The organism is Chitinophaga sp. LS1, assembly GCF_034274695.1.
Taxonomy (GTDB): Bacteria; Bacteroidota; Bacteroidia; order Chitinophagales; family Chitinophagaceae; genus Chitinophaga.
Genome location: NZ_CP128362.1, coordinates 3,019,656 through 3,035,550, shown reverse-complemented (window position 1 = coordinate 3,035,550; position 15,895 = coordinate 3,019,656). Strand labels below are relative to the sequence as shown.

Sequence of the window (15,895 nt, the reverse complement as noted above, 5' to 3'; positions counted from 1 at the left end):
CCTTTTCCCCGGCTAGTGGCAAAACCCTCTTTTACCCATCAGAAAATTTGATACATTTGTCTCATGCGTTTATCGTTCTTCGTTGCCAGAAGGATCGCCTTCAACCGGTCCGGCTCTTTTTCCAGGTTCATCATCAACATTGCCGTGGTAGCCACCGCTATCAGCGTAGCTGTTATGATTCTGGCAATCGCGTTGGTAAACGGTTTTCAGCAGGTCATTCAGCAAAAGATCTTCAGCTTTTGGGGGCATATGCATATTAACAATTACCAGGCTAACGCTGGTCCCCTCACAGAACAGATCCCATTCGAAGCAGATACTAACATTGTCAGCTACCTGAAAAAAATAAATGGTATCAACACCGTGAATCTTTACGCCACTAAATCGGCTATCATCAAGGCGGAGAAAGACCTTTCCGGTGTAATTTTCAAAGGCGTGGACCGTAATTATAACTGGTCTCACATTCAGCATTTTATGCAGTCTGGCAATGTCATTCACTTCAATGACACCAGCTATGCACCGGAAATTATCATTTCCAGCACCATGGCCAAAGAGCTGCAACTGAAAGTCAACGACCCTCTGATCATTTATTTTATACAAGGCGCAGGCCTTACCCCAAGAGCCAGAAAGCTCAAGGTAACGGGCATCTATAAAACAGCTGTGGAAGAATATGACAAGACCTACGTCATTGGTGACCTGGAGCTGATCCGCAAACTGAATAACTGGCCGGTAGGCAGCATTGGCGGATATGAAATATTCATTGATGATTACCGTAAAATGACCGAAATAGGGGAAGAATCGTTAAATGGTATTCCTGATAAACTGGCTCTCCGCACTATCAAAGACATCTATCCAAATATCTTTGACTGGCTGGAACTGCAGGATAAAAATGAGATCATCATCCTCGTCATTATGGCCATCGTGGCAGTTATCAACATGATCACCGCCATCCTGATCCTCATTCTCGAACGTACGAATATGATAGGCATACTAAAAGCACTCGGTATGCGTAACGGCAATATCCAGCGTATTTTCATCTACCAGGCAGGGTATATCGTACTGGCAGGATTAATCATAGGTGATATACTCGGTGTAGGTCTGGCGATGTTACAAAAGACAACCGGCTTTTTGAAGCTGGACGAAGAAAGTTATTATATGTCTGCAGCCGCGATAGACCTGCATTGGTATCATGTCGTCCTCATCAACCTGGGTACTTTCCTCATTTGCCTGCTCATCCTCACCATACCGTCTTTGGTTACACGAAAGATCACACCTGTAAAAGCATTACAGTTTAAATAAGCAATCGCCCACAGATAATTCCCGCTGCCACACCGGCATTCAGGGATTCAGCCCCACCCAGTCTGGGAATGGTGAGCTTGTGCGTAGCAGCTTCGATCACGGCATCACTCAATCCTTTTGACTCATTGCCGATCAGGATGATGCCTTCCGCGATTTTGGAGAAGGAAGTAATATCCGTTCCGTGCAGGGTAGCGGCATAAGAAGGAACTTCTGCGTTTTCCAGTAAGGGTAAGAGATCCGTTTCAATAATGTTCACTCTGGCAATACTGCCCATGGTAGCCTGGATCGTCTTGGGGTTATACACATCTACACAATCCGGTGTGCAGATCAGTTGTCTGATGCCAAACCAATCAGCTATCCGTATCAGGGTGCCCATATTTCCGGGGTCCTGGATCGTGTCTAATGCAAGTGACACCTGGCCTTTCAGTACCAAAGGCGCTGCTTTCGGAATATCTATCAGTGCCAGGGCCTGATTGGGGGTAGTCAGGGCAGATAATTGTTTTAATACATGTGCTTCTACCTCGATGAAAGGTACGCGTCCTTTCAATAACTGTTCATGCCCACTGAGCCACTCTTTGGTAGCATACACTTCTCTCACCGTCATGCCCCCGGATACCAGCTCAGGAACGATCTTATCACCTTCAGCAATGAACTGGCCAGATTTTTGACGGTATTTTTTATGCTGTAATGATTGAATATACTTAATTTGCGCCTTTGACAACATAGGACCAAACCTACATGAATTCTTTTAATCGGCAAAGCCACACAGGTAATGGTTCTATGTACGTCATGGAATTCTTGCTATAAACAATAAACATTGTATTGACTTGATGCAGCGGCCAACCTTTCTGAATCTTCTTGTTTCAACAATAACCATACTGGTGCTGGCTGCCTGTTCCAATACTAAATACCTGCAAAGCAACCAGCAACTATTCATTCAGAGCAATGTGAACGTAAAAGGAGATGCCACATCCGCCGAAAAACAGGATATCCACGCCTCCCTCGCTTCCAAACAGCTCATGATGCAGCAGTCCAATACCTCATTCATCGGCACCCGCATGAAAGTGTGGCTCTACAACCAGAAAAATAAAGAGAAAAAATCCAACTGGTTCTGGAACCTGATGCTCTCCAAGCGTAACCTGGAAGAACCTGTAGTCTACGATTCCATGAAAACCAAAGAATCGGTAAAAAGAATGGTGAGCTACCTGAATAACCAGGGCTACTTCTACGCTACCGTGGACTATAAGGAAACTACCAGGCACCAGAAGACAAGCCTAACTTATTTGGTAAATACCGGCAAGAACTTCGTGATCAACAGTATCCGCTACGAAGTACCCGATACCAACATCCTTAAAGTGGTACAGCAAACCGAAAAACTCTCCCTTATCAAAACCGGCATGTCTTACAAACAGGAACTACTGGGCAGTGAAAGGGAAAGATTGATGCGGGTAGTGCGCAATGCCGGTTACTATAAATTTGACAGGGATGCTATCGAGTTTGAAATCGATACGCTGCACAAAACCCTCTTCCGCAACCTCATGAACCCTTTTGAAGGGATCATCAACGTATACAACGAAAAGAAAGGACAGGATAACCCCAAAATGGATATCACTGTCAAAATAAGGAACCCGGACGACACCAGCACCCGCTACCAGCAGTATCACCTGGATAGTGTGTATGTGTATCCTGATTATCCCAGCTACGGCAATACCAACGATACGATATTCAAGCGCCTGGAACTGAATGACCTCGTCATCCGCTACCGCCAGAATATGTTCAAACCCAGGGTGATTCAGCACTCCATCAGCCTGCACAATGGCGAACTCTATTCCCAGCAAAAGACTAACGACGCCATCAGCCACCTCTATGACCTGGGTGCATGGCAGTTCGTGACCCTTCAGTTCAGGGAAAGCAAAACGCAACCAAACACACTGGAAACCTACCTCTTCCTGGCGCCTAAGCGTAAACAGGAGTTGGGAGCCAACTTTGAGGTGAGTACATCGTCCGACTACCTGCTCGGTAGCGGTGTCAGCCTGAACTATAAACACCTGAACGTAGGTCGCTCAGCCACCCAGCTCACTGTTAGTCTGAATGGCGGTATTGAACTGATCCGTAACCAGGGTAATTGGGTATTGCAGTCACAGGAGATCGGCGGACAGGTGAGTCTGATCTTTCCACGCTTTATCACGCCTTTCCATATCGCGTCTACCCGTACAGGGGTAAAAACCCGCCTCACAACGGGTATTGACTACCTGACACGTACCGATAAGTTTTATATTTCCAATATCAATGCCTCCTTTGGTTATGAGTGGAAAGAGTCTGCTTATAAAGCATGGAATGTAAAACCGATCTCACTAAACTATGTAGGCGTAAACCTGAACCCAACGTTCAAGGCAACGACCGTGGCAAATAACCCTTATCTGAAACGGAGCTTTGAACCGGCTTTCATAGGTGGGGAAAACCTCACTTACATCTATAGCAACAATGACCTGCTGCATAAACTGCATAATTCCTACTTCAGGGCCAATATCGAAGAATCCGGTGCATGGCTGAATGGGATCAATAGCCTGATGAGCGCTGCATTTGGTACTACCAATGACCTGGAATCGCTCACCAACATGGATATTGCGAGCTTCATTAAGATGGAAGCCGATTACCGTCATTACTGGAACCTGACACCGCACACTACGCTGGCGACACGTATTTACGGTGGTGTGGGCATTCCTTATGGCAAGTCGAGTGTAATGCCTTATATCCGCCAGTTTACCGCGGGTGGATCGAATAGTATACGTGCCTGGAGGCTGCGTACCTTAGGTCCTGGTACATTTAAAGATACATCAGCCACAGCGGCTACCTTCCCTGATCAGACAGGTGATATGAAGCTGGAAGGGAACATTGAATACCGTTTTGACTTATTGCGTCTTTTCAATGGAAGTGTGAACCTGAAGGGCGCGACTTTCGTGGATATGGGTAATATCTGGATGTTGAAGAAAGATACTTCCCGCGCAGGTTCTGAGTTCAGGCTGAACAAACTCTACCACGACCTCGCGATTGGTACCGGTGCTGGTTTAAGACTTGACTTCTCTTTCTTCCTGATACGCCTGGATTGGGGTATACCTGTGAAGGTGCCTTATTTTACAGGGAATAAAGATGGCTGGTTTTTGAGTGAGTGGGACCTGGGCAGTGGAAGCTGGCGCAGGGATCATATTATCTGGAACGTGGCGATTGGGTATCCATTCTAAACGAATTTTAAAAGCAGGCCGCAGGCCCGCTAAAACAAAAACGCTTTCGCCCATGGCGAAAGCGTTTTTGTTTTATAAATTTTCGCTTTTAACTTTCTCTATAAAATCCTCCATCCCATAAGCATTCTCCAGTTTAAACTCCCCTATCCTCGTTCTGCACAAACTACTCATATATCCACCCACTCCCAGCGCCGCACCAAAGTCATTCGCCAATGAACGGATATAAGTACCCGTACTACACTCGACTCTGAAATGCACCACCGGCAATTCTATTGAAGTAATTTCAAAAGTCTTGATAAACACCTTTCTCGGCTCCACTTTTACTTCCACACCTTTACGTGCGAGCTCATAGATAGGCTTACCATTCTGCTTGATAGCAGAGTGAATAGGTGGCAGCTGCTGCAATTCACCCATGAATTCTGTTGTTGCAGCCTGAATTATTTCCGGCGTCAAACCATCCAGTGGTTTAAAATCTGTCGGTTCCGATTCCAGGTCATAAGTAGGTGTTACCGCTCCGAGAGTAAACGTACCCGTATATTCTTTTTCCTGTGCCTGCACCTCATTGATCTTCTTTGTCATTTTTCCTGTACAGCAAATCAGCAACCCGGTAGCAAGCGGATCCAGCGTACCTGCATGACCAGTTTTTGCCTTCGTCGTGTTCCTGATTTTCCTCACCACATCAAAAGAAGTCCAGGTCAATGGCTTGTTGATCAGTATCACCTGTCCTTCTTCGTATTTATTTTTTGCTTGTTGGTTCATGCCGCAAAGATATTTTACTATTTTCACACAATTTTCAAAACATATGTCGTTAATACAACACGGTAATGCAGACGTTAGGTATCAGCAGCAAGTTGATAACTCCGTACACTACGTCCTGCCATTTATAGAGACTGCGATGGCCATCACGCCGGATATCCGGATCATGGAGATCGGCTGTGGAGAAGGCGGCGTATTAATTCCTTTCCTGGAAAGAGGATGTCATTGTGTGGGTGTAGACCTCTCTGACGACAAGATTGCCCTGGGTCATCAATACCTGAAGCAATATGTAGATGCAGGTCAAATGCAACTGATCAACAAGAATATTTATGACGTTGATTTTTTGGGAGAGTTCAAACACTCTTTCGACCTCATCATTCTCAAAGATGCCATTGAGCACATTCCGGATCAGTCGAAGATCATTGGGTATCTGAAAAACCTGCTCACCCCACGGGGACAGGTATATTTTGGCTTTCCCCCCTGGTACATGCCACATGGCGGTCACCAGCAGACCTGCCAGAACAAGGTGCTGAATATGATGCCTTATATTCACCTGCTGCCCAACTTCCTGTACAAAGGATTGCTGCGTGCATTTGGTGAACCACAGGGCATCATCGACGAACTGATGGAAATTAAGGATACAGGGATCTCTATCGAAAGATTTGAGAAGATTGTGAAGCAACAGGGATATCAGATCTCTAAAAAGCAGTTTTACCTGATCAATCCGATTTACAAATACAAGTTCGGGCTCAAGCCCAGGAAACAATTTGGCCCGGTTGCGGCATTGCCTTTTGTGCGCAATTTCTTTACGACCTGCGTATATTACAACATTAAGGTTGCATAAATAGCGCCAATCAGGCGCTATTATGGTATCCAAAAGAACAGAGGATGTATCAGCTTTGATACATCCTCTGTTCTTTAAAAATGGTTTTCATTCCCAGTTGAAGAATTCCCTCTTTCATGAATGTTTTTCCTGAAAATGGTTTTCATCCCCCGTTGGTGAATAACCTCTTCCGTAAATATTTTTATACTTTTTCATTCCAGATTTCCCAGCTCGCCTCTGCCTGTAAGATCAGCATCTCATGGCCATTTTTGATTGTCGCTCCCCGATCTGCGCCTTTTTGTAAGAAGGCGGTGATAGCAGGATTGTAAATCAGATCGTACAACAGATGTTGCTCATTCATCAGCTCGTAAGGCAATGCAGGTGCTGCATCTACATGTGGGTACATGCCCAGCGGCGTTGTATTAATGATCAGGGTATGTGTCGCGATCACATCGGCAGTAATGTCACTATAAGTGATGTTTTGAGGACCTGCCTGTCTGCTTACTAACTGATAAGGGATATTCAGCGCTTCCAGTACATATTGTACGGCTTTGGCAGCGCCACCGGTACCCAATACCAGTGCTTTGTTGTGATGGGGTTGCAGCAACGGTTCCAGGGAACGCCTGAACCCGATGGCATCGGTATTATGCCCGATCCTGCGGCCATTGATAAAACGGATACAATTCACCGCTTTCATTTTGGCCGCAGCAGGACTCAGTTCATCCAGGTAAGGGATCACTGCTTCCTTGTAAGGAATGGTGACATTTAACCCCTGTAGCTCCTCACCGTATTGTGCCATTAATGGTGTCAACTCAGTAATAGCCGGCAGTGAAAAGCTGTCATACACGCATCCCAGGATGCCTTCTCTGGCAAACTTTTCCGCAAAGAAACCTTTGGAAAAAGAATGGCTCAGCGGGTATCCTATCAGACCATATACCTTCATCACTAATTAAGCTTTATCTAAATACAGGTGGAAAGTATCACCTCTTAGACCTACTCTCATTGCTTCCAGCGCGATTACTTCAGAAGGAGCCAGGTTACCCAGGTTCACGTTGCAACCAATCAGTTCCAGGAAGTACAGCTGTTGTGCTTTCTGAGGAGCTTCCCATATAATCTTTTCAGATGGGACCTGGGTCAGGATCTCCTGTACCAGACCTTCTCTTACTTCACCGGATCCGCGATAGATACCTACGTTACCGCTTTCTCTTGCTTCAGCGATTACGTAGCTGGCACCAGCGCTCAGCTCAGCATTCATCAGCTCAATCCATTTATAGGGAGGAATAATGTGCTCAGCGTCTTTAGAACCAACTTCGCTCAATACAGTTGAGATCTTGGACAGTTTCTCGATATAACCACACTTTTCAGCATGTGGAATGGTGATAGAACCATCGGATACTTCAACATGCCTGATACCATAATCCTTGATCACACTGATAAAATCGTCGATCTGGTTACGGATAAGGAATGCTTCAAATAAGGTACCCCCGAAATACACAGGAATATTAGCTGCCTGATACACCTCAATCTTTTCACGCAGGTTCGGTGTCACGAATGATGTACCAAATCCCAGCTTTAAGATATCGACATGCGGTGCCGAAATCGATAAGAAATTCTTAGCTTCCTGCAGACTCAGACCTTTGTCCATTACCATGGTTAGGCCATAATTACGCGGTTTCGCCGTACGTTCTGGAATTTGTGTCAGATTAAAATTCATTTGAAACATTTTTATCGTCTTCTTGGTTGGCATTCCTGGCATACAGTTTTGGCCGACAGCCGGAACGCACGTTGGTCAGTTTTTGTGTTGCGGTATGGAATAGTAACTTACCCAAGATAAATAATAGCTATATATAAAACCGGCGCGAAATTAACACATTCCCGGCAAACAGGCCCCAAATAAGTGATTTCTATTTAAAAACACAAGACCTTATATGCTAAGTGGTTAATTACTAACACTATTTATGTACAAAAAAAGCGCTTATACCTATGGGCATAAGCGCTTTTTGTCCTATTTCAGGGAAGATCACTTCTTTCTTTTCCTTACCGGTTTGTACTTGCCCACCAGTTCCAGCACTCCTGGGTATTGCAACAGGGTAGGATCAATCACCAGCATCTTTTTCAGGTACTTAGGTGATTCCTGCAGGGCATTTTCCAGTAGCAACAGGCCTTCTTTGTGCTGGCCGGTAGCGATGCTGATGGCTGCCTTGCAATATAAGAACACCGGCTTCTGACCTACTTTTCGGGTAGCCGCTTCCAGCTGGGTCATGGCTTCTTCGTAGAAACCAGAGCGGTACAGCCCGGCTATAAATTCCAGCCAGGTATTAGCGCTGGCTGGACGGAGGCGTACAGCTGCCAGCAGGTGGATCAGGGCCTCTTTGTGGCGGTCCAGTTCCATGTAGCAATTGCCCAGTGCCATCAGGTACTCAGCATTGTTCTTATTTATCTTGATGGCGCTCAGAATGGATTTAATGGCATTTTCCCAGTTATTCTCCATAATGTAGGCAGCGCCGATCTTGTAATACAATTTATCGTTGCTGGGGCTCAGGTGCGATGCCTTGCGGTAGTAGTACCTGGCCTGTGTATATTTTTTCTGGCGATCGTAGCAGTGACCGATGGCTTCATAGATCACGTCCTCAGGCTTAGCGATTTCCAGGTGCTTTTTCAGCACATCGATGGCATCGGCATACTTGCGGAGGCGGATGAAGGCATCGCCCATATTCCGGTAAGCATAGTCGAATTTTTCATCAATAACGATGGCGTACTGGTAGGCGTCTATTGCCTTTTCATACAGTTTGAGCCCCTGGTAAGCCGTACCCAGGTTAAACCAGGCCAGCTGGTTGTATGGATGCTCATTGATAATGCCGGTATGGAGGCGGATACTTTCTTCGTTACGACCGGTAAATTCTGTCCAGAAGCAGATCTTGTGCAGCGCTTCTTCGTTGTTTGGCGCATGCTCCAGGGTCAGTTTCAGGCATTCGAACACTTTGTCGAACTCCTCACAATCGTCATACACATCAGCCAGCTCAAGTAATAGTTCCGTTTTATCATCTCCGTCAAACACGCTGATCTGTTCTTCCAGCAGGGCAGCTGCCTTCTGGTGCTGGTTCATAGCCAGGTAAACGTCGGTTTGCAGGATGTAAAGGTTGATATCAGTGCTGTCGAGGATGGCCGCTTTTTCCAGCAGTTCCATGGCCTCCTGGTATTTTTTGGATTCTATTAAAAGATTGGCTTTTTTGAGTAGAAGTGTCGAAGAGTACGGGAACTGTTCGATAGCCAGTTCGGCCGCTTGCATTGCATTGGGGAGTTCATCATGCTCATCATAGTAGTCTATGATCAGTTCGAAGGAATCCTCATCAAGGAAACTGTGAGACTGTCCGGATTTCAGGTTTTCAAACTGCTGTAACAAGTCTCTTATCTCCTCAAAATCATCGTTTAAAAATGGGAAGTCTTGATTCATTAATGTAAATATAAGTATTTTTTGATTCCTCAGCTTAGCGCCAGGCATGCAGTCGCTATCTCTGAAAATTTTCCTTTGCTAGCATTAATCTTTTAACAAAATTATGAGTCAAAAGAATGTTAAAACTATCCCTACCGATGTCAGCTATTCATATCTTAGGTGGCAAAAATCCTGCCGCAGGATCAAGCTACAGGAATAAAAGAAAGTCTTATCTGATTATCAGCATATTTAACATAGTTTAACATAACTTTAAGAAATTTTTACTAACTTCGTTAAGGAAGTGTTATAAAATATATAAAAAAGTTTGTACATTTGTGTTACAATGAAACAGATTACTAACATATTTAAGACCTTTTCATTGTCTTTTTTGTTGGCCGGTGTTATGGCTCTGGTAGCCACCAGCGCATTCGCCAGTGATAATATTACAAACGATAATAAAGACAAAGGAAAGAAGGCTGAAGAAAAGCTCTCCCTTAGCGCAATGCCTAAGGCAAATCTGAGCCTGGATGCAGGTTATCGCTTCAATGCGATCAATGCAGGCTTTAAGTTGTCTGACGATAATGCCTCATGGAACTTTAAGTCTACCATGACGATTAAGCAGGGGAATGTGACGTATGTCCTGCCTTATGCTGCTCAGATCCAACAGCCATCCAACATGGGCTACCATCATTTGCAGATTATTCTGCCTCTTAGAAAGAACTAATTTCATTTGAATATAGCGCATTAGGAAAATGCCCCGGTATACCGGGGCATTTTCGTTTATAGCCATTATGGGTATGGCTTTGCGGTTCGGCCGTTCGCAGCCCCAACCACCCCAAGTGCGGGTTCACGCCTTGGGCGTGAACCCGCACTTGGGGTGGTTGGTAAAAAGGCGAAGGCTCCGGTATAACCGGAGCCTTCGCCTTTGTGTTATGCTATTCAATTAACTATTTCATCAACTACCCATCCTCGCCAGTTCCTCCCTGCTGATCTCCTTATACCCCGCCTTCGGCACATCAAAATAAGACCCCGGCACCGCATTCAACTCAACCGTCACGGCTACCATCGTCATCTTCCCCCCATTCTTATTCAATATCTCAAACTGCAACGGTATCCCCTTCAAATTCACAAACCGCCTGTTATATTGCCTGTTTTCCGGCTGTAGATCAGTAGTATAATACACTTCGAAAGTCGTTCCATCCGGTAATTTTGCAGTCGCCCTCCGGCAATTATACCCTGCTATCTTCTTTGTTTCACTCCCATCTTTAAACTGTGCCCCGGCATACAACTTCAATTCCTTCTCATATTCCTCCTTTCCGGACCGGGTCAGGTACTTATCCCCATGGTTATTGATCAACGTCACCACCGATTCTTCCTTGCTATTTATCAGATAGCTGATATGGACTTCGCTGAAATCTATATCCACCCGGCTTTGAGTACCTTTCATGTACTGGGTGAGCGTACCTCCTTTAAAACTGGAGTCTGTAGCCGATTGGCCGGAGGATTGCATATTGTATACAATTTTTGCATCGGACACCAGTCGTTGAGCATACGACTGGCTGGTAGAGACCATCACCAATAACAAAAACGTGAAAAGAGCTTTTTGCATGACAGTTAATTGTTTCGTGTAAAAAGTGTTATCGGTTAAATACCGGATGCCTGGCATGCATTTGACCTATTGGTTTAGGGATCATTATCATGCTTCGGTTTCATAGGTAATATTGAAAAAATCGTACCGGATTACCATGTCATTTTCTGCCTGTCCAGGAAAGCCTGTATACCCCGCTGACAATCAGCATGTTCACGGGTTACGGCATTTTCGGCGGCAGCGTGTTCCAATGCTTCGTCAAGTGGCAGGTCATATACCCGGGTGATTAACCGCTTCGTTACTTTTAACGAATTGCCCGAAGCATTGTTACAGAGATCCTCTGCTACTTTCGAGACAAGAGCAGCTATCTCTCCGGCTGGTACCATCTGGGTGATCAAACCATAGCCCGCAGCTTCTGCTGCGGTGATCAATCTGCCTGTTAAAAGTAATTCACGGGCCCTTCCCTCCCCTATCTTTCGTACAAGGAATACTGATACCAGGGCAGGGATAAAACCGATCTTCACCTCTGTATAGCCCAGTTTTGCTTCTGGTACGACATAACTCAGGTCGCATAACGTCACTAACCCACAGCCGCCTGCAATGGCATGACCTTCTACCTGGGCTATGATCACCTTGTCATGGTAATAGATCTTTTTCATCAGTGCCATCAAAGCACGGGAATCTGCCAGATTTTCCTCTCTTGTATTCTTTTGTAATTGTTGCAGGGATTCCAGGTCCGCACCGGCGCAAAACGCCTCTCCGGAACCTTTTAATACGATCACTTTTACAGCGGCATCTTTGCCAGCTGCATCCAATGCTGCCTGCAATTCTACTACCATTGCGGCATTCAACGCATTGCGCTTTTCAGGGCGGTGGAGAGTGAGTGTGGCCACACGACCCGATACATTATACAGGATATGTTCGTATTTCATTTCGCGATTATTGCGAAGCTGGTTTCGCTGAATGAATATACTAATTTCTGCAAACTTAGTTCAATCTGTAACCTACGCTGGCATACACACCCAGGGACCGGAGTTTGTCGTGCACATAATCCGTGTGGAAACAGGCACAGAATCAGGCTAACAATTAACGTTTTCATAAGTAGAAATGTTATGTGTTTAAACCAAATATAAAAGAAAAACGCCGCTGCTTTTGAGCAGAAGCGTTTTTAACGTTTCTAATAGCATTACGTTTTTAATGAGCTATCGCATCTATTGGCAACCCCACATTTCCACTCGGCATCTGTATTCTCAACAAAGCTGCAATGGTAGGTGCAATATCCGTCATGCCCGTGAGCTTGTTGCTCTTCCCGGAATGTATACCCCATCCCATCCAGACCAATGGAATATGTGCATCATAAGGATACCATAAACCATGTGTTGTACCGGTTTTCCCTCCTTCTATATAACCAGGACGAACAATGTATTGAATATCACCACTCCTCTTGGCATTGTACCCGTTAATAAGCATATTTCTCAAAGGATTCGGGATAATCACATTCATCAGTTCTGACAAAGGAAACGCATTTGCAATCGCGGTATCTTTCAGTAATTCTTTGGCTGCTACTACTGCAATATCCTTCACAGATTTACCAGCTTTCTCAATACCATCGTGATCGAGGTACAATTGATAATTGCTTGCACCAATAACCGCTTTTTCCACACCAAAACGCTCTTTTACAATGGCATTGATCTGCTTAATATCCGAAGCCACGCTCCAGCTACCACCCGGTAATTTATTTTCTCTTGAAAAGCCTGGTACATGTGCCACCCCATGATCGGCAGTCAGGAATACAAGGTATTGGCCTTTCCCCACAGTGGCGTCCAGGTATTTGAAGAAGGCAGCAAGGTCTTTATCTAATCTCAGGTACGTATCTTCCGCTTCGATAGAGTTAGGTCCATACTGGTGGCCTACATAATCAGTAGAAGAAAGGCTTACCGTGAGCATATCTGTCACGCCATTATTCCCTAAGCGATAAGCATTTACCGCTTTCTGGGCAAAAGCCAGGGTCATGGTATTGCCATATGGTGTACCAGCAATTCCTTTATTGGCATTTGCACTCATGTCATGTGGAAAAACGGGGGTAGCTCCTTCATAAGCTTTGTTATCTTCAGCACTCTGTGTATAACTTTCAATTGGGTACAGGGTATTCCATGGATGCTCCAGGTATTGTGCCGGCCACTTTTCCCTGTTATAATTTTCTACCCAGTCAGGCAGGCGGTTCATATAGTAAGAACTGGTGATCCAGTTGCCGGTAGTACCGTCATACCAATAAGCCGCTGTAGCGCTATGACCTGCGGGCAGAATAGAGCCTCTGTCCTTAATCGCCACCCCTACCACTTTACTTTTGAAATTGGTAGCCAGCCTCAATTCATCGCCGATCGTGGTCACCTGCATATTCTCAGGACTCATTTTTCCGGCATTGGAAGTACTCCCCACGGTATTTACCGTACTATCTTCCGCACAATAAATCTCTCTGTTTAAGGCCGGGCTGAACCATTCATTCCCCACAATTCCGTGTACGGCAGGTACTGAACCGGTATAAACACAGGTATGACCCGCGGCCGTAACTGTTGGAGTATAATTAATTAGTGTATTTTCGCAGGAGAATCCTTCCCGCAACATCCGTTTGAAGCCACCATCAGAATAACGGTTGTTAAAGCGATACAGGTAGTCCCAACGCATTTGATCCACCACAATGCCAACCACCAGTTTGGGGCGGCCTGATAGCGGCGTGGCTGGTTTATCCCAGGCAGTAGCCTGGCCAGGTTTAGGAGAAGTAGCTTTTTGGCCACTTACCTGATTTAAAAAGACACAATTAACTGTAACTAATGCTATCGTTAAAATCTTCGGGCCGAGAATTCTTTTATACATTATTTTTTTTTAACATTTTGAAATGTAACCCAAGTTTACAAAAACTAATATTTTAATACCTTTGTGGCAAAATTAAAACAACCACTATTAATCATTATTTAACATATGGATATATTCGAGAAACTGCTGAAACACATGGGCCCTATCGGGGAGCACTCAGACAGAGCCCACGGTTATTTCGCATTCCCTAAGCTGGAAGGTGAAATTGGTCCCCGTATGAAGTTCCGGGGCAATGAGAAAATCGTTTGGAGTCTGAACAACTACCTGGGTCTGGCGAACCACCCTGAGGTACGTGCTACAGATGCTAAAGCAGCAGCGGATTTCGGTCTCGCCATGCCAATGGGAGCCCGTATGATGAGTGGTAATACGAACTACCACGAAAAGCTGGAAAAAGAATTATCCGATTTCATGGGCAAGGAAGATACATCGCTCCTTAACTATGGTTACCAGGGTATCATGAGTGCCATCGATGCAGTGTGCGGCCGTCGTGACGTGATCGTATACGATGCTGAGTGTCACGCCAGTATTATCGACGGTCTTCGTTTACACCAGGGTCACCGTTATGTGTTCAAACACAATGACATCGAAGACCTGGAAAAACAACTGAAACGTGCTGAAGACCTGATCAAAGGTACCTCTGGTGGTATCGTCGTGATCACTGAAGGCGTATTCGGCATGGCGGGCGATCAGGGTAAGCTGAAGGAAATCGCTGCCCTGAAAGACAAGTACGAGTTCCGCTTCATAGTGGATGATGCACATGGTTTCGGTACAATGGGTAAAACCGGTGCAGGTACAGGTGAAGAACAGGGTGTACAGGATAAAATTGACCTGCTGTTCAATACCTTCGCTAAATCCGGTGCTTCTATCGGTGCTTTCATCAGCGGCGAAAAGCAGATCATCAATTACCTGCGTTACAACATGCGCTCCCAGATCTTCGCGAAATCAGTTCCATTACCACTGGTAGTTGGTCACCTGAAACGCGTAGAACTGATGCGTAACCATCCTGAACTGAAAGCTAAGCTTTGGTCTAATGTAAACAAATTACAGTCTGGCCTGAAAGAGCGTGGTTTCAACATCGGTAGCACTAACTCTCCGGTAACGCCGATCTACCTGCAGGGTGATATTCCTGAAGCAACTGCCATGTGTCTGGACCTGCGTGAGAACTATAATGTATTCTGCTCTATCGTAGTATACCCTGTAATTCCTAAGGGACAGATCATTTACCGCCTGATTCCAACAGCAGCGCATAACGATGAGGACATCGAGCTGACGTTGAAGGCATTCAGCGAAACGAAAGAGAAGCTGGATAAGAAGGTGTATAATGTAGCTGAAATACCAATGATATAAGGTTATAATTAATAAAGCAAAAGCCCTGATCACCCAAATGATCAGGGCTTTTTGCATATATCAATAACGTTTTCCCAGTCGGCCGCAGGCCAACGCCCGCGTGAAAAAAGGGGATGTATCGTAAGTAACAGGAAGGCTATGAGAATTGCATCTACGAGAATTCTCTCCATCTGGTACCCGAATAAGAAGGGGCCGTCCCGAAGTTCTGAGTTCCCTTTTTCGCTATTTGATCGCGCGTAAAAACAAGGGAGCCCTTCGTTTTAATACGAAGAGCTCCTCTACAAATCTTTCTTTCTCACTAGGTGTAAATCACTTAGCTTTCATTAGGACATGGTAAGTAGAACAATTGGTTTTCATAGAATGGGAATCAATAAGACTCCTGGATATTTTTATACTAAAAAGCCCCTGACAACTGGACTTGTATATTGCATCTCTCTGAATCAAAAATAGTTAACATATGGTAATATAAACTCACACGAAGATGCTATTTTGTTAATGAGTTGTTAAAGTAAATACAACGTACAATAAAACCTCCT

General features: G+C 45.1%; 13 protein-coding genes. 5 read left to right on the top strand and 8 right to left on the bottom strand.

The window, feature by feature from the left end; all coding sequences use genetic code 11:
- The first annotated feature begins 63 nt into the window (after window positions 1–63).
- Complete coding sequence (locus QQL36_RS12660; RefSeq protein WP_083720931.1) at window positions 64–1,296, top strand: ABC transporter permease; 1,233 nt, start codon at window positions 64–66, stop codon at window positions 1,294–1,296.
- On the opposite strand, the gene QQL36_RS12655 is transcribed toward QQL36_RS12660, so the two are convergent.
- On the bottom strand, window positions 1,289–2,020 hold the full coding sequence (locus QQL36_RS12655) for an RNA methyltransferase (protein WP_321569886.1): 732 nt from the start codon (window positions 2,018–2,020) through the stop codon (window positions 1,289–1,291). The genes QQL36_RS12660 and QQL36_RS12655 overlap by 8 nt on opposite strands.
- A gap of 106 nt (window positions 2,021–2,126) precedes the next feature.
- Between QQL36_RS12655 and QQL36_RS12650 the strand changes: the two genes are divergently transcribed.
- Window positions 2,127–4,538: a BamA/TamA family outer membrane protein gene (locus QQL36_RS12650; protein ID WP_083720935.1), complete on the top strand. Its 2,412-nt coding sequence runs from the start codon at window positions 2,127–2,129 to the stop codon at window positions 4,536–4,538.
- A 72-nt stretch (window positions 4,539–4,610) separates the two neighbouring features.
- Here QQL36_RS12650 and truB read toward each other — a convergent pair whose 3' ends face one another.
- Window positions 4,611–5,297 carry a tRNA pseudouridine(55) synthase TruB gene (gene truB / locus QQL36_RS12645; RefSeq protein ID WP_321569885.1) on the bottom strand — a complete coding sequence of 229 codons (687 nt, stop codon included), beginning with the start codon at window positions 5,295–5,297 and terminating at the stop codon, window positions 4,611–4,613.
- A 43-nt stretch (window positions 5,298–5,340) separates the two neighbouring features.
- On the opposite strand from truB, the gene QQL36_RS12640 reads away from it, so the two are divergent.
- Window positions 5,341–6,138: a class I SAM-dependent methyltransferase gene (locus QQL36_RS12640; protein ID WP_083721261.1), complete on the top strand. Its 798-nt coding sequence runs from the start codon at window positions 5,341–5,343 to the stop codon at window positions 6,136–6,138.
- Between the two features lie 181 nt (window positions 6,139–6,319).
- Here QQL36_RS12640 and aroE read toward each other — a convergent pair whose 3' ends face one another.
- From aroE to QQL36_RS12625, 3 genes are all read right to left on the bottom strand, one after another.
- Window positions 6,320–7,060, bottom strand: coding sequence for a shikimate dehydrogenase (aroE, locus tag QQL36_RS12635; protein WP_321570549.1), 741 nt, complete (start codon window positions 7,058–7,060; stop codon window positions 6,320–6,322).
- 6 nt (window positions 7,061–7,066) lie between these two features.
- Window positions 7,067–7,831: a phosphosulfolactate synthase gene (locus QQL36_RS12630; RefSeq protein WP_083720942.1), complete on the bottom strand. Its 765-nt coding sequence runs from the start codon at window positions 7,829–7,831 to the stop codon at window positions 7,067–7,069.
- A gap of 306 nt (window positions 7,832–8,137) precedes the next feature.
- Complete coding sequence (locus QQL36_RS12625; RefSeq protein ID WP_321569884.1) at window positions 8,138–9,571, bottom strand: tetratricopeptide repeat protein; 1,434 nt, start codon at window positions 9,569–9,571, stop codon at window positions 8,138–8,140.
- A 322-nt stretch (window positions 9,572–9,893) separates the two neighbouring features.
- On the opposite strand from QQL36_RS12625, the gene QQL36_RS12620 reads away from it, so the two are divergent.
- Window positions 9,894–10,274 (top strand): hypothetical protein, encoded by a 381-nt coding sequence (locus QQL36_RS12620; RefSeq protein WP_083720944.1) that lies wholly within the window; start codon window positions 9,894–9,896, stop codon window positions 10,272–10,274.
- 231 nt (window positions 10,275–10,505) lie between these two features.
- Here QQL36_RS12620 and QQL36_RS12615 read toward each other — a convergent pair whose 3' ends face one another.
- From QQL36_RS12615 to pafA, 3 genes are all read right to left on the bottom strand, one after another.
- Window positions 10,506–11,159: a hypothetical protein gene (locus QQL36_RS12615; RefSeq protein ID WP_083720946.1), complete on the bottom strand. Its 654-nt coding sequence runs from the start codon at window positions 11,157–11,159 to the stop codon at window positions 10,506–10,508.
- A 131-nt stretch (window positions 11,160–11,290) separates the two neighbouring features.
- A complete protein-coding gene (locus QQL36_RS12610; protein WP_083720948.1) occupies window positions 11,291–12,070 on the bottom strand; it encodes an enoyl-CoA hydratase/isomerase family protein in 780 nt (259 codons plus the stop codon).
- A gap of 262 nt (window positions 12,071–12,332) precedes the next feature.
- Window positions 12,333–14,012 (bottom strand): alkaline phosphatase PafA, encoded by a 1,680-nt coding sequence (gene pafA, locus QQL36_RS12605; RefSeq protein ID WP_321569883.1) that lies wholly within the window; start codon window positions 14,010–14,012, stop codon window positions 12,333–12,335.
- 105 nt (window positions 14,013–14,117) lie between these two features.
- Here pafA and QQL36_RS12600 point away from each other — a divergent pair, with 105 nt between their 5' ends.
- A complete protein-coding gene (locus tag QQL36_RS12600; protein WP_083720953.1) occupies window positions 14,118–15,359 on the top strand; it encodes an aminotransferase class I/II-fold pyridoxal phosphate-dependent enzyme in 1,242 nt (413 codons plus the stop codon).
- Window positions 15,360–15,895: the final 536 nt, after the last annotated feature.

Coding starts and splice junctions, on each gene's coding strand:
- QQL36_RS12660 (WP_083720931.1), top strand. CDS start 64: ATGCGTTTATCGTTCTTCGTTGCCAGAAGGATCGCCTTCAACCGGTCC.
- QQL36_RS12655 (WP_321569886.1), bottom strand. CDS start 2,020: ATGTTGTCAAAGGCGCAAATTAAGTATATTCAATCATTACAGCATAAA.
- QQL36_RS12650 (WP_083720935.1), top strand. CDS start 2,127: ATGCAGCGGCCAACCTTTCTGAATCTTCTTGTTTCAACAATAACCATA.
- truB (WP_321569885.1), bottom strand. CDS start 5,297: ATGAACCAACAAGCAAAAAATAAATACGAAGAAGGACAGGTGATACTG.
- QQL36_RS12640 (WP_083721261.1), top strand. CDS start 5,341: ATGTCGTTAATACAACACGGTAATGCAGACGTTAGGTATCAGCAGCAA.
- aroE (WP_321570549.1), bottom strand. CDS start 7,060: ATGAAGGTATATGGTCTGATAGGATACCCGCTGAGCCATTCTTTTTCC.
- QQL36_RS12630 (WP_083720942.1), bottom strand. CDS start 7,831: ATGAATTTTAATCTGACACAAATTCCAGAACGTACGGCGAAACCGCGT.
- QQL36_RS12625 (WP_321569884.1), bottom strand. CDS start 9,571: ATGAATCAAGACTTCCCATTTTTAAACGATGATTTTGAGGAGATAAGA.
- QQL36_RS12620 (WP_083720944.1), top strand. CDS start 9,894: ATGAAACAGATTACTAACATATTTAAGACCTTTTCATTGTCTTTTTTG.
- QQL36_RS12615 (WP_083720946.1), bottom strand. CDS start 11,159: ATGCAAAAAGCTCTTTTCACGTTTTTGTTATTGGTGATGGTCTCTACC.
- QQL36_RS12610 (WP_083720948.1), bottom strand. CDS start 12,070: ATGAAATACGAACATATCCTGTATAATGTATCGGGTCGTGTGGCCACA.
- pafA (WP_321569883.1), bottom strand. CDS start 14,012: ATGTATAAAAGAATTCTCGGCCCGAAGATTTTAACGATAGCATTAGTT.
- QQL36_RS12600 (WP_083720953.1), top strand. CDS start 14,118: ATGGATATATTCGAGAAACTGCTGAAACACATGGGCCCTATCGGGGAG.